Raw genomic sequence first — 13,588 nt, 5'->3', positions numbered from 1 at the left:
AATGCCCATGACCCTCGAGAAAGCCACCATCGATGTCGTAACCGGAAGCAAGGCAGGCACGCAGATTCGTGTGCTGTTCAACCCGACGGAGTACACGCTCGAGCGATCGAACAGCTACAAGTCGACATCGATTCCTGGCGTGGGCGGCCCGCTGTTCCACTTCATAAACGGCGAGGCGCAGACCCTCTCCATGGAGCTCTTCCTCGACGACACCGATCCGCCACGCAACGGCGAAGCCAGCGTCCGCGAGCGAATCGACGAGATAGTCGCACTGCTCGATATCGACAACAACTTGCACGCGCCGCCAATCGTCCGGTTCGTCTGGGGAAAGCTCAGCTTCAAGGCGATCCTCGACAAGGTCACCCGCAAGCACACCCTGTTCCATCCGCAGGGCATCCCCGCGCGCGCGACGATTGGCGTCAGCTTCAAGGAGTACCGGACGCTTCCGGAGCTCCTGACCAATCCTCGCCTGCAATCGGCCGACAAGAGCAAGCGGCGCGTCGTCGTCGGGGAAGACAGCCTGTGGATGATCGCCGCGCGCGAGTATCAAGACGTACGTCGCTGGCGTGAGATCGCCGAGCAAAACGATCTGGACGACCCGCGCGACATCGAAGCGGGCGAATGGATAACGATCCCTCCACTGGAGCCGGAAGATGGAACTCGTCGCCGCATCTGACCGGGAGGGCGCGTTCTATGTGCCGTCCTTCACCGTCAAGGTCGACGATCAGACCCTGATGCATGAGGTCGCGATCGCCGTCACCCAGGTCGAGGTCGACAAGACGCTGGGCGGCGCCGCGCATTTCAGTTTCACAGTCGCCAATGCCTTCGATGCGGAGAAGCGCGAGTTCGAGACAGCATCTGGATCTTCCCTCCTGGACCTGCTGAAGTTTGGTTCCCGCGTCGAAATCGCGCTTGGGTATGGCGACCATCGTCGACTGTCGCCGATCCTGTTCGGAGTCATTACCCATCTATCCACGGGTTTCGCCGAGGGTGGAGCGCCGGAGCTCAGCGTATCGGGCTACGACAACCTGTTCCCGCTGACGCTTGGCAAGCGATCGCACAGCTGGAAAGACGCCACCGACAGTCAGATCGTGAGCCTCATCGCCAAGGGCTACGACCTTTCGACCGATATCACTCCGACGTCGCAAGTACACGACCAGACGGAACAGAACCAGGAGAGCGACGTCGATTTCATCGCCAAGCTGGCCAAGCGAAACCACTACGAGTTCTACATGACGGCACGGAACGTTTTGCGCTTCGCGCCTCCGCGCGACACCAGGAACGGGGTGATTGCGCTGGCATGGGGAAAGGGGTTGCTCAACTTCAAGCCCGAGGCGAACCTCGCATCCCAGATCAGCAAGGTGAAGATCATCGGCTGGGATCCTGAAAGCAAGAAGACCATCATCGGCGAGGCCAGCGCCGGCGAAGAGTCCGGGGCCGAGGCGTCTCGCCAGAGCGGCGGCCAGCGATTGCGAGCCGTGAGGAATGGCGATGTGGTCCTCGAGCTGAGACAGCCGGTTTTCACGCAGGCGGAAGCCCGCGAGCGCGCCAAGGCCGTCCTCAGCGACCACGCCAAGACCTTCCTGACCGGCGAAGCCGAGTGCATCGGCCTGCCTGATCTGTTGCCCGACACGAACGTGTTTCTCGGTCAACTGGGGCATCCCTTCTCCAAGAACTATTACGTGCACTCCGCCAACCACAAGGTCGACGGAAACGGCTACCGCACCCGCTTCAAGGTCAAGGAGACGTCACTGTGAGCACCATCTCCCCCTACTCGCCGGAAACCTCGCTCGAAACCGCAGGCGCGGCCAAGGGTGTCGCGGTGGCCATCGTGTGCGAGAACCGGGACGACAGCGGCCTTGGACGCGTGCGGGTGACGTATCCCTGGCACACCACTCCGCATCAGAGTTACTGGGCCCGCGTCGCCACGCCGATGGCAGGCGGCAGGCGCGGCATCTACTTTCTTCCCGAGATCGACGATGAAGTCCTGGTCGCGTTCGATCGCGGCGACGTCCGCTTCCCCTATGTGCTCGGTGCCTTGTGGAACGGCAAGGACAAGACGCCTGAGAACAATGGCGACGGTCGCAACAACCTGCGCGTCATCCACACGCGATCCGGGCACAGGCTGACCTTCGACGATGGATCCAAGGGCCTGGTCAGACTCGAACTGAGCGACGGAAAGAAACTCGAACTGGATGATGACGGAATCCGCCTGGACGACGGCAGCGGCAACAGCCTGGCCATCCAGAGCCGCGATGGCTCATTGAGCATCCGCGCGGCGACACGCCTGTCCATTTCAGCACCGACCGTCGAGATCAATGCCAGCAGCGCCATGACGGCAGACTGCAAGGGTCTGATGACGCTCAGAGGAAGCCAGGTCGCGATCAACTGAGGAATGACGATGGGACAGCCGGCCGCTCGCCTTGGAGACTTAACGTCGCACGGCTCGCCTCTCGCGGGGCCGGGCTTCTGCGCCACGGTGCTGATCGAGAAGAAGCCCGCGTGGCGGGTTGGCGACACCTACATTTGCCCACTGGCCTCTCCTCAGCCACACGGTGGCGGCGCGGTCATGGTCGGCAGCATGACGGTGAGGATCGGAGGAATGCCCGCGGCACGGCTCGGCGACGTCGTAGTCGAGGCCGGAGGCGGTCCCAACGCGATTCTTGCGGGCGCAACCAGCGTGCTGATTGGATGAGGCGACCATGGACGAACAGAAGCAATGGCAGGGTTGCGGATGGTCGTATCCCATACGGATGGATGCGTACACGGGCACGCCGGAACTCTCCCGACACGAACGCGACATACGCGAGTCGCTTCGAATCCTCCTCGGCACCGCGCCCGGCGAACGCGTGATGCGCCCTGATTTCGGCTGCGGGATCCATGACCTCGTCTTCAGCGTCATGGACGTTGCGATGCTGACTCGCGTGGAAACCCAGGTGCGTGAGTCCATCATCAAGTACGAAGCGCGCGTGGAACTGCTTGGCGTGCGTGCCGATCCGCTGTGGGCGGCCGATGGGCTGCTGCTGGTCGAACTCGAGTACCGGATCCGGCAGACCAATCAGTCGGGAAACCTCGTCTATCCGTTCTATTTCCGCGAAGGCGGACAGAGCACGCCGAGGAGCCGGCGATGAAGTTGCCCGTCCCTCCGCATTTCGATGCGAGAAAGCGCGACGAGCTCCACGAGGAGCTGCGGTCGCGCGCCAGGCTTTGGTTCCCCGATTGGCGCGCCGACGACAACAGGCCGGACGTGCTGTCGGCGTTGCTCGGCATTGCCGCCTCTGTGAGCTCGGAAGTGACGCGACGCCTGGATCGGGTTCCCGAGAAATGCTTCCGCGATCTCCTGCACTGGCTCGGCAAGCGCGGCGGCACGGCGCGATCCGCGCGAATGCCCGTGGTCTTCCGGATGTCGGATCACGCCGAACCTATGTACGCGCCAGAACAGATCCGGATCCAGGCGGACGCAGACGGCACACCCGTGGTTTTCGAGAGCGAGAGCGGGATCAATCTCGTCGCATCCGGCCTTCTGAGCGTTGTTGCCACCGATGCCATTCGGGACCGGTTCTACCGCGCTCCCGACGGGCTGGGGGCGATGGGACCTGCGCCGACGCAGCGCACCTGGCAGGTCCGTACACGCGTGCGCATCGGCTCGAATACCGCCCAGTTGGACCCGCCGGACGGTCTTGTCAAGGACATGATTCTGGAAGACGACGCCCACAACCGCTATCGCATCGAGACCGCCAAGGACGGCATCGTCACGCTGTCCCACGGCCTCGGCGTGCCCGAGAACAAGGACCCCGCTCCACCAGGCCCCTACGAAGGAAAGCTCCGTTCCGTCGAGGCGTTCTCGCCATTCGACGCGTATGAGCGAAATCGCCAAAAGCATGTCCTCTATCTGGGCGCGGACGAGCTTCTGAACATCAGCAGCGCATGCCACATCGAACTGATGGGGATTTCGTCGAAGTGCAAATGGAGCTACTGGGGCAAGGGCGCTGACAGTGTGGTTTGCTGGCAGAGCATCGAATCGGCGCGGAACGTGCTGACCAAAGACGCCGGACAGATCGAGAAATTCGAGATCAATGGTTTCAAGCTGCGCTGGCTGCGCGCCGAGCCCCTGCAGGAATCGGTCGCGAAAACCGAATTTGCCTCTGAGATCAGGTTCAGGATCTACCCGCGCAAGGACACGGACAAGGACAAGGACGGACAACTGCCGACGGACCCGGGCAATCTGGAGGCCGTGGCCAACACGACCCCGGTCGTCCTCAATAGGGGCTTCCATCCCTTGGGCCGAGAGCCGCGCCCCTTCGACGCCTTCCATCTGAGCTGCCCCGAAGCCTTTGGAAAACCCAACGTCCTTGCGACGGTCGAAGTCAGGGCTGGCGACGGCTTCAGCGGACCACTGAGTTCGGTCGCCGATGCCGAGGGTTCCACTCTGGCCGGCGGCATCCGCCAGGACCAACGACTGCAACTGGTCCATGTCGACACGAACGCCGACGATCCTGTGGTCCGCTTCCTGGCCATTACGCAGCCTCCCGGATCGGACGGCATACCGGTCAAGCTCCTGGTGCAGAAGGTAGGAGTCGCTGCCTCATCCAGTACCTGCTTCGTCAGCGCCACCGATGGCGCCGAAGCCTGGATATGCCGCGCTGACATGCCGTTGTCCAAGTTGAAAGAAGCTGGCGCCGAGATGGCGTACAAGTGGATGAACCTGGCATCGCCGATGGCGGGCGCGCCGATGAGCGAAACCTGCCTGATCCGCGACGCCGACAGGGAGTTGAGGATCTACGCGCTGGTCAACGGCGGTGTGCATTGGCGGCCCGTCCTCGGCGATGGCGGCTGGACACGTCTTCCGGTCAGCGTGGGCAACAAGGAGGTATCGCTCGCGCGTCTGGCTCCGTTCGAACGCACGGACCAGCCACCCGGTACCGGTTCCGATGTGTTGGGCCTGGTGGGCATCACCTCCGACGGCACGCCGCTCCATTGGAAGGGTTCGGGGCCGGGATGGGTGGCCATCGGCGACGCCGTCGCGACACCGGGCGCGTACCCCGTCGCCCTGTTGCACAGCAAGGCGAAATACGTGTTCTGGCCCGGAACCCGTCGACGCGGAGACGGCAGCGACGCAACGATCGAAGCGGCAACCATCGATGCGAATGACCAGGTCACGCAGGACCATCACGTGGTACCGGTCCCCGCGACCGGCAGTGGCCTCTCCTTCGTCGCACGCGAAGGCGTCGATCATCCCATGGCGCTCTTTGTCGGTTCGCATCAGGCGGAGTCGAGGGTCGGCCTCTGGCGACCGTTCGCGGCCACCGACCCGTATCTGGGTGAGCTTGTCGCGCCCGCCCTGTCCATCGAACAGCCCCCCGTGAGGATTGCGGGCGGTTACCTGCTGCCGCTGAAGGACGGCGCCGTCGCGGCCTCCCGGACGACCGACGAGCCATTCATCCAGGCAGCGCCCACTTCCGGGGCGATGACCGCCATCGCCCTGTCGGACGCGATACCCGTCGACATCACGGCGCGCGTGGCGCTGGAGCTGGCGGGCGAGTTGTTCATCGCAAGAACGATCGGTGCACCCAAGAGGATCGGCTTCGCGTACTCGCCACCGACGCCCCCCGCGCAAGGCCACATCCAAGGCCGGGTCCATTCGCTGGGACGACGATTCCGGTGCACGGTGCAAACGGTCCAAAGCATCGAACTCGATTCAGAGGACCACGACACCAACAACGGCGACATGCTGTGCCTCTGTCGCCGAAATGCCGCTCCGCTGCTGGCGAAGGTCACGAACATATCCACGCCGCCGGGGTCCATCACGCGCATCGCCCAGCTCGACCCACCGCTTCCCAATACCGCAGACCGTTCCTACTACCGGGTCACGGGTCAGCACGACCTGCCGTTCGACATACGGCCGACCGTGGTTTGCGAGGGCGCCTTCCCGCTCGTCACGCAACCTTCAGACGCGATCGTGGAGTTCGCGGGCAAGAGCTGGACGGGTCGGCTGTGGGACAAACCCGTCACGGGCGCGAACGGCCGGATCATCTTCGACAAGGCGCCCCCATTCACTCCCGCCAAAGGGAGTGTGCTGAGGCTGATCCTCCCGCCACCGCGCGGCAATGCCGTCGAACCGCCCACCGCCCAGAACCCCGAGCTTTCGTGGGAATACTGGAACGGTCGCACCTGGTGGAAGATCCCCAAGCTCATCGACGGCACCCGACACCTGGTGCGGTCGGGGCGCATCCAGTTCTGCGTTCCGCGTGATCTGCAGCCCAGCGACGTGGCCGGTCGCCCTGGGCACTGGATACGCGCACGTCTCGTGGGCGGCGATTACGGACAGGAGAGGGTCTGGCTGCAACCCGAAGACGAGCGGGACGGCGATGGCAGGAGGATGCTCAATCGGGATCCCTCCGCGATCCGAGCGCCTTACATCGCCCACATCAGCGTCAGCTACAAGACGTGCTCATCGCTCGCACCGGAACGCGTCCTGACCTTCGACAACGGCGCCTACCAGGACCAGACCGACCTCAACCGGTTGGACAACGCCAGCCTCGCCATATTCACGCCGCTGGCCGACTCGCTGGCACGCGCGACGACGCAAGCCATACAGCCGACCGAACCACAGTGCTGCGACGCATGTGGCGACGGCGCCCCCGCGGAGGCCGCACGGTCTGCGCACGACAAAGCCATCTATCTCGGCTTCACGGGTGATCTGTTCGGGCCCTGGGTCAGCCTGCTGTTCCTCGTCCACAAGGAACAGGAATGGACTGGGGAGCCGCCGGCGCTGGAAGCAGAAGCCTTCTTCGATGACGCCTTCCACAGACTCACGATCAAGGACGGAACGAAAGCCCTGTCCGAATCGGGGATCATCCTGCTCTCATTCCCTGTCCCCCTGCAAAGGGTCGTGTTCTTCGGCCAATCGTTGTATTGGATCAGGCTATTTCCACGGGCTTTCGCAGCCGAGTGGAGTCCTTCAATCCGTGGCGTATACCCGAACAGCGTCTGGGTAAGCGCGGGTGAGACGCATCGCCACGAAATCGTGGGCCTATCCGATGGCTCACCAAACCAGGTATTCCGTCTTGCGCACTCGCCAGTCCTGGACGACACGCTGGAACTGCGCGTCCGCGAGCCGGTCAGCGACCAAGAGATCGCGGCACTGAAGGAGGCTGACTCGAACGAAGTCGTGAACGACATCGGCGAATGGACCGGCCCATGGGTGCGATGGCGTCCCGGAGATCTCGCCGCTGCCCGCGGAACGGACCGAGTGTTCGACTTCGATGCATCGGTCGGCACGATCGTGTTCGGCGATGGCCGCAACGGTGCGATACCACCGATCGGCAGCGACAACATCGTTGCCGTCCGCTACCGCAGTGGCGGCGGCGCGGCCGCCAACCTGGTCAAGGCCTGGAGCCGGCTCAATCTCATCGGCCCGTTGCGCGGCGTCGAGGAAACCTTCACTCCCGAGGGCGCCGCCGGAGGCAGCGACCCGCAGGATCCCGCGACCGTACTTCACTTCGCCCCGGTCGAAATCGCCACGCGCGACCGGGCCGTAACGCTGGCCGATTTCGAACGGCTCGCATTGCAATTCTCGCCGGACATCGGGCAGGCGAAGGCCTTCCACGATGGAAGCGGTATCTCGCTCGTGATAGTCATGCGCGGACGCCAACCCGCGCCCACTAGAGCGCAGAGGCGCGAGCTGGCGAACAGTCTGGGCAAACGGGCCACCTCTGCCCTCCGGCATGACGTACGAGTCCAAAGCCCCACAACGGTCGACCTCAAGGTCGAGATCACACTGGCGGTGCGCGATCCGTCGAAGGTCGCCGCGATCGCCGCGGAAGTTCGCGAACGCATGACCTCTCTGCTCGATGGCGCGAGCGGCGGCTTCGACGGCTCCGGATGGCCGCTCGGTCGCATGGTCTCCGGAACGGACGTGGCCGCGAGGATCATGCAAGTCCCTGTCATCGACGGTATCGACGGTATCGAGCAGATCGAAGTAATGCGCAAGAAAGACGGCGCGTCGGCCCTGGGCAGGGACCAGCTGGCGGTGCTATCCGCGGACGCCGTGTCCATCCGCTTCCGAACCACGGAGGCGGCGTGATGGAACTTCGTCTGAATCTCGACGACACCAACTTCGATGCCCTGACCGAATCGGCCCGGGCCATGATTCCTGCCCTGGCCCGCGAATGGACCGACCATAACCTGCACGATCCAGGCATCACCTTGATCGACCTCATGGCCTGGGTGGCCGAGGCGCAGATCTACTCGCTGGCGCGAAGTCGCGTCGATGAGCGCCGGGCCTTTGCACGGCTGCTTGGCATCGCGCGCCGCGGCCCGCAACCCGCCCGCGGCCTGGTCTGGCCACTCGAACCGGACGAGCCCGGTTACACACCGCACGCGATGTGGGGGCAGTCGATCGAACAGGGGGCGGCGGTCTCGACCGACAGGCCGGACACACCCTTGTTTCGCGTGACCTCCCCCCAACACATGTCGCAGGCGCGCCTGGAGCGCATTGCCAGCCATTTCGCCAATGGCACCGTCGCCGATCACACCCGGCTCAACTGCCGCAACGGTGCCTCCTATCTGCCTTTCGGCACATCGCCCACGCCCGACGATCGACTCGTCCTGACCTTTGCCGGCACGGCGATCGCGTCCGGCGGAACGGGGACGTTCGCGCTTGGCGTCGAACTGTCCAGCCCGGATGTCCTGCCACCACCGCTGGGCCCACCGGTCAGCGGTCTGCAGGTGTCGATGCGCGATGCATCCGGCGAACGTCCGCTCTCCGTGCTGGGCGACTCGACCCACGGCCTGATGCGAGGCGGCGTGATCCTGCTCGACATCGGCGAACACGAGCAGATGCACGGCACGCCGGAGCAGGACCGTTGGTTCGAGCTGATCCTGCGCCCCCGGGTCGGGGGCCTCGTGCGTGCGCCCCGCGTGCGACGCATCGCCGCGAATGTCCTGCAGTTGGAACAGGCGGAGTCGATCACGGAGGAAGAACCGCTGTTCGGTCTCGGCATGCCGGGGCAGAACTACCAGCTCAATCGCGACGGACTCATTTCCAAAGCGGACCTCGTGGTGGAAGTCGCCGGCACGCGCTGGAGCCAAGAAGAGGACTTTGGGCGGAGCGATCCTACCGACCAGCATTTCCGGTTCGATGAATCCACCCGACGCATCGTGTTCGGTAACGGCATCAACGGCGAAATGCCGACCGCCAAGGCCTCGCTGATGGTGAGCTACGAGGTCTGCGCTGGCGTCCGCGGCAACGCGCCGCCTGGCGTGGGCTGGTCCCTGCAAGGTGTCTCCGGGACCATCGGGCGCAACTCGCAGCCGTGCGTGGGCGGAACGGACGCGATGCAATTGTCCGATCTCAGGCGCGAAGCGCGCAGCTTCCTTTCCCGGCGATCGCCGCTGGTAACTGCGCTCGATCTGGAAGCCGCCACCGTATCCCAACTCGACCTGTGCGTGCAGCGCGCACGCGAGCTTGCGACCACGGCACGGCAAGTTCGGGGTACGCGCACGCTGCTCGTGGTCGCGAAAGCCGACTCCGGGACGGATTCGTGCCCCTCGCCGGAGAATCCGCGCTGGCTGGAAACCATCCGTGCACGACTGGCTCCGAATCTGCTCGCCGGGCAGCGCCTGGTGGTGATCGCTCCGCATCGGGTACGCGTGCGGATCGCAGCCACGTTGCGCGTGTCTGCGTCGACCAACCCGGGGAATGTCATCCGCGAAGCGCGTCGCGCACTGCAAGCGATGTTCAGCAAAGAGGGCAATTCGACTTGGGACTTCGGTCGTGATCTCACTCGCTGGTCGGCCGCTGGCTGTCTGCGTGGCGTCGATGGCGTGCTCGATGTCGCCGGTCTTATGCTGTACCGCGACGGCGTGGCGCAGCCCGACACGATCGAACTCGGCGAGACCGAGTTGCCGTGCTTCGACGCGATCGACGGCGACCTCGTCGCCGAACGCGTGGCAGGTTCGCCATGAGCGCGCACCGTCTCCAGGCTTATCAATTCCATTCGCCGGCACACTGGCAGCGTTGCCTCGCGATCGGCTTCGATTCGCCCGGGACGGACGGGCTGTCTGTCTCACGCCCACTGGGCGCCCATGCACGCCCGGCCGGGCCACCGGACGCGCTTTCCGCGATCGCGGTCGACCGGTTCGACCGGCCTGTCTGGCGCCAGATCGGAACACCTGCACAGTCACTCGGTTGGATGGACGAAGCCGGCCTCGCCCATGGTCCGTTCCCGATCGAGGGCGCGATCGCGCAAACGAAGCGCTTCCAGCTCGACCGCTACGGGTTGTGGTCGTTCACGCCCGATCAAGTCGTCCGTTACGACCGCGACACATTGCAACGCGACCTCGTGCTCGGGATCGCCGAGCTTGGGACGGAACCGCACGCGCGGGTCCTGGATATCGCCTCCGATGGCGCGGCTGGACTTTGGATCCTGATGTTCGCACCGCGCGGCCAAACGCTAGCGCATGCGGATTGCCACGGATGCGTTTCGAGTCGTGCTGTGCCCTGCGATTCGCCCCACGCGTCACAGCTCGCGGTCCTTGACCGCGGCCGTACGCTGGCACTGTTGTGTCCCGACGATCACTGCCTCGTCCTGATCGACGTCGCGCGACACGACCAGAAAGACGGACAACGTTGCCGCCTCCGGCACCTGGACGACCTGGAGGCGAACTTCAGGCCAGAGCGTATCGCCAGCGACGGTGACGATTGCCTGGCGCTGGGAGGTTCGACTGTAGAGAACGGTGCATCGGACTGGCACCTCTACCTGCTGGACCGATTCGGTGAACTCCGGCAAGGCCCCTTCGCCGAACTGTTCCGACCGCCTTCAACGCCCAGGTCGATCAGTTTGGCAGCACCGGCGGATTTCGCGGTCGGCCGCAACTGCATCTGGTTTGCAACCGATCGCGGCCTGTGGCGCGTCGACACCAGCGATGACTCCGGCAGGGCCGATGCGGTAGCGGTGCTGCTGAGTCCGCTGCTGCAGTCGCCGGCCCGGCGAAGCGCACATCGCTGGCTTCGTGCCGAACTCTCGGTCGATCTAACCGAAGGTGCGTGCCTCGAGGTCGGCTACGCCACCACCGATGATCCCGCTACCGTCGAAAGCATCGTGGCGATCGAACGCGACGACAGCATGTCTCGCGCTGCACGCCAGGAATTGATCTGGTCCCTCCTGGACGATGCTCCGCAACCCTCCCGCACGTTCGAGGTCGCCGCCCCCCTGTCGTCGGCTGACGGGGGCTCGACTCGGCGTGTGGAGATTCCGCTGTTCGCAACGGATGCATCCTGGCTGGCGCTCAGGTTACGCGTCCAGGCGCCGTCCTTCGCCCAGCCCCCAACGCTCAAGGAACTGCGCATCGTGTACGACGATCGATCCCTGATGCGCTATCTGCCAACCCACTACTCCCATCCGGACAACGACCCCGAAACCGTCATGCGTCGCCTGGTTGGCGTGATCGAAACGACCACCCAGGCAATCGACGAAAGCATCGCCTCGATCGGGAAGAGCATCGGCACGAACGATGCTCCGGACGAATGGCTCGACTACCTTTGCAGCTGGCTTGACCTGCCTTCCCACGTGGCGCTTGCGAGCACCACCAAGCGCGCCCTCCTGCGGGACGCAGGTGCATTGCTCGAGGCGCGCGGAACCACCCGCGGAGTGAAGCGCCTGCTCGAATGCATTGCCGGCGATCGCGGGGCCGTCGAGGTCCATGACACGACCTCCGAACACGGCGCGATCGTCCTCGGTGGAAGGGGACGCAACGCCTCTCCCCTCGCTGGAATCCTCGGTGGTCGTCGCCGAGGGACCCCGTCGCTCGGTGGAAAGGCGGTGCTCGGATCCACCCGCCTCTGCGCGAAGGCGAGTGGCGGACCACTCGACGTGATCACCCCGATCCTGCGCATCGACATCCGAAGCGACGGCGAGACGCGCGCGGCGAACCGCCCCTATCTCGATGACGTCCTCTCCCAGTACCTGCCGGTCGGCGTCATGTATCGCATCCGCTGGCGGATCGCCGATCTCGCGAAAGGGAATCCGCATGCGCTGGTACTGGACGCGAAGGGACTGGCATCGCTCGGCATCGACAGCCGGATTGGCAGGACGGTCCTTGGCGGAAGAGCAAGCAAGCAGATCCGGACGGGTTTCAACATGGGTTTTGAACTGCGCTAGGCGCTACGGGAAGGAGAAGGTCATGGCAGCGATTACCGAATCCAAGCTTTCATGTTGCGTCGAGAGCCTCAGAAACAGGTTCTTTCTGCGCAAGCAGATGTTGGCCGACGATTTCAGGATCGAACAGAGCCACCTGATCGCGAGGAGACGCCAGGTGAATCGTGAAGTCCTCGGAACCGGCGTCGTTCGCGGATATCGAGTGACGGCCGCGACCGCAACCGGCGCGACCGGGCCCGTGCCGGCCGCCCTCCGCGTGACCTCCGGATTCGCGCTGGACCGAAGCGGGCGCGAAGCGGTGCTTTGCGACGGGACCGAACTGAGCGCCGCGAACACGTTCCTGCTTGTCGAGTCGAACAACGTCTGGTGCCCGCGCGATATCGATGCAAGCCTGGCGCCCGGCAGATACATCCTGGCCGTCCATTATGCCGAGCGAGGGGCTGGCGAAACGGTACCCAGCTCCCCCTGCGGCTGCGGCGATCCCGAGCGAACGCACCTTTGCGAAACGGTGCTGTTCTCTTTGCGCCCAATCCACGGAGAATGTGAATGCGGCGAGGCAAAGCACGCAAAGACTCATGGCTGCGTGAAAGATGCCTGCAAAGGGGGGCGAGGCCCGCATGCGCGTCTGGTGACGTGGTCGATGCGCCATCGCGATCGCGCGACCGCTCTCCGCTCATGGTCTGGCTACGACGTCGCCGTCGATGACGCCATCGCCCTCGCCTGCGTTGAGATCGCAGGGCCACCCGACGAGTGCCAACCGATCAAGGCCACCTTGATCGACGACGCGAGCCCGCGACGCATCGTCAAGACCAACGATGTCCTCTTCGACCTTCTCAATGGGCGCGACCTGACCCGGATCTCGTACATCAGCTGGCCCAGCTGGCACCGCAGCGACACACTGGTCAAGTGGGGCGAGTTCTCCGATTTCTTCAACGCCACGCCCCTGGACGAGAAGAGCGTGCTGACGAAGTTCACGGTGCGGTTTTCAGGCCCGGTTCGCGCGGAGACGGTACGGACCGACGTCATCACGATCACCATACACATGCGCGACGCCGGCACCGGGTGGGTCCGGTCGCGTCGCATTCCCTTGACGGTTCTTGACCTCACGCCAACCCGGACCGACCTGCCTGCCGGGACCACGGACCAACTGCAAGTCGCGGTCTCCCGGCGATGGGCCCGGGACGAGATCGAAAAGGGCGGAGAGTCCCAACTGAGCGAGCGCGACTTCGTGGTCGAGATCGAAGTGCGCGGTGACCTCATCATCGACTGCAGTGGCCAGAGCGTCGACGCGAACGCCGTTGGACTCCAGGCGCCGTCCGACGCGGAACAGGCGAAGGTGACCTCGGGCAACGGCACGCCCGGCGGCACGTTCCTGTCCAGTTTCAAGGTGGAACACAGCTCCGACACAGACACGACCGACTAGACCG

At 64.5% G+C, this 13,588-nt stretch carries 9 protein-coding genes; all 9 read left to right on the top strand.

All coding sequences use genetic code 11. The features are described from left to right. Position 1: 1 nt before the first annotated feature. From ACYVGE_RS13355 to ACYVGE_RS13315, 9 genes are read left to right on the top strand one after another with little or no spacing between them, the layout of a single operon-like run. Entirely contained in the window at positions 2 to 676 is a 675-nt protein-coding gene (locus ACYVGE_RS13355) for a CIS tube protein (RefSeq protein ID WP_460730627.1), read from the top strand. Then, positions 654 to 1,757 (top strand): phage late control D family protein, encoded by a 1,104-nt coding sequence (locus ACYVGE_RS13350; protein WP_460730626.1) that lies wholly within the window; start codon positions 654 to 656, stop codon positions 1,755 to 1,757. Before ACYVGE_RS13355 ends, ACYVGE_RS13350 begins: the two co-directional genes overlap by 23 nt. Further along, positions 1,754 to 2,392: a phage baseplate assembly protein V gene (locus ACYVGE_RS13345; protein ID WP_460730625.1), complete on the top strand. Its 639-nt coding sequence runs from the start codon at positions 1,754 to 1,756 to the stop codon at positions 2,390 to 2,392. Before ACYVGE_RS13350 ends, ACYVGE_RS13345 begins: the two co-directional genes overlap by 4 nt. Positions 2,393 to 2,395: 3 nt before the next feature. After that, the gene (locus ACYVGE_RS13340; protein WP_460730624.1) at positions 2,396 to 2,695 is read left to right on the top strand and encodes a PAAR domain-containing protein; all 300 of its coding nucleotides are present in this window, start codon (positions 2,396 to 2,398) and stop codon (positions 2,693 to 2,695) included. Positions 2,696 to 2,702: 7 nt separating this feature from the next. Then, positions 2,703 to 3,131 (top strand): GPW/gp25 family protein, encoded by a 429-nt coding sequence (locus tag ACYVGE_RS13335; RefSeq protein WP_460730623.1) that lies wholly within the window; start codon positions 2,703 to 2,705, stop codon positions 3,129 to 3,131. Then, positions 3,128 to 8,086: a baseplate J/gp47 family protein gene (locus tag ACYVGE_RS13330; protein WP_460730622.1), complete on the top strand. Its 4,959-nt coding sequence runs from the start codon at positions 3,128 to 3,130 to the stop codon at positions 8,084 to 8,086. The genes ACYVGE_RS13335 and ACYVGE_RS13330 overlap by 4 nt, the downstream gene beginning before the upstream one ends. Beyond that, positions 8,086 to 9,969 carry a baseplate J/gp47 family protein gene (locus ACYVGE_RS13325; RefSeq protein ID WP_460730621.1) on the top strand — a complete coding sequence of 628 codons (1,884 nt, stop codon included), beginning with the start codon at positions 8,086 to 8,088 and terminating at the stop codon, positions 9,967 to 9,969. The genes ACYVGE_RS13330 and ACYVGE_RS13325 overlap by 1 nt, the downstream gene beginning before the upstream one ends. Next, positions 9,966 to 12,164 (top strand): phage tail protein, encoded by a 2,199-nt coding sequence (locus ACYVGE_RS13320; RefSeq protein ID WP_460730620.1) that lies wholly within the window; start codon positions 9,966 to 9,968, stop codon positions 12,162 to 12,164. The genes ACYVGE_RS13325 and ACYVGE_RS13320 overlap by 4 nt, the downstream gene beginning before the upstream one ends. Before the next feature lie 22 nt (positions 12,165 to 12,186). Then, positions 12,187 to 13,584 carry a hypothetical protein gene (locus tag ACYVGE_RS13315; RefSeq protein WP_460730619.1) on the top strand — a complete coding sequence of 466 codons (1,398 nt, stop codon included), beginning with the start codon at positions 12,187 to 12,189 and terminating at the stop codon, positions 13,582 to 13,584. Positions 13,585 to 13,588: the final 4 nt, after the last annotated feature.

Source organism: Lysobacter rhizosphaerae, assembly GCF_054779795.1.
Note: the sequence above shows the minus strand (reverse complement) of the source record. Positions and strands in the feature narration are given on the sequence as shown.

What these genes read in the sequence shown, in the direction of transcription:
- ACYVGE_RS13350 (WP_460730626.1), top strand. Translation starts at nt 654, where the DNA reads ATGGAACTCGTCGCCGCATCTGACCGGGAGGGCGCGTTCTATGTGCCG.
- ACYVGE_RS13315 (WP_460730619.1), top strand. Translation starts at nt 12,187, where the DNA reads ATGGCAGCGATTACCGAATCCAAGCTTTCATGTTGCGTCGAGAGCCTC.
- ACYVGE_RS13340 (WP_460730624.1), top strand. Translation starts at nt 2,396, where the DNA reads ATGACGATGGGACAGCCGGCCGCTCGCCTTGGAGACTTAACGTCGCAC.
- ACYVGE_RS13355 (WP_460730627.1), top strand. Translation starts at nt 2, where the DNA reads ATGCCCATGACCCTCGAGAAAGCCACCATCGATGTCGTAACCGGAAGC.
- ACYVGE_RS13330 (WP_460730622.1), top strand. Translation starts at nt 3,128, where the DNA reads ATGAAGTTGCCCGTCCCTCCGCATTTCGATGCGAGAAAGCGCGACGAG.
- ACYVGE_RS13325 (WP_460730621.1), top strand. Translation starts at nt 8,086, where the DNA reads ATGGAACTTCGTCTGAATCTCGACGACACCAACTTCGATGCCCTGACC.
- ACYVGE_RS13320 (WP_460730620.1), top strand. Translation starts at nt 9,966, where the DNA reads ATGAGCGCGCACCGTCTCCAGGCTTATCAATTCCATTCGCCGGCACAC.
- ACYVGE_RS13335 (WP_460730623.1), top strand. Translation starts at nt 2,703, where the DNA reads ATGGACGAACAGAAGCAATGGCAGGGTTGCGGATGGTCGTATCCCATA.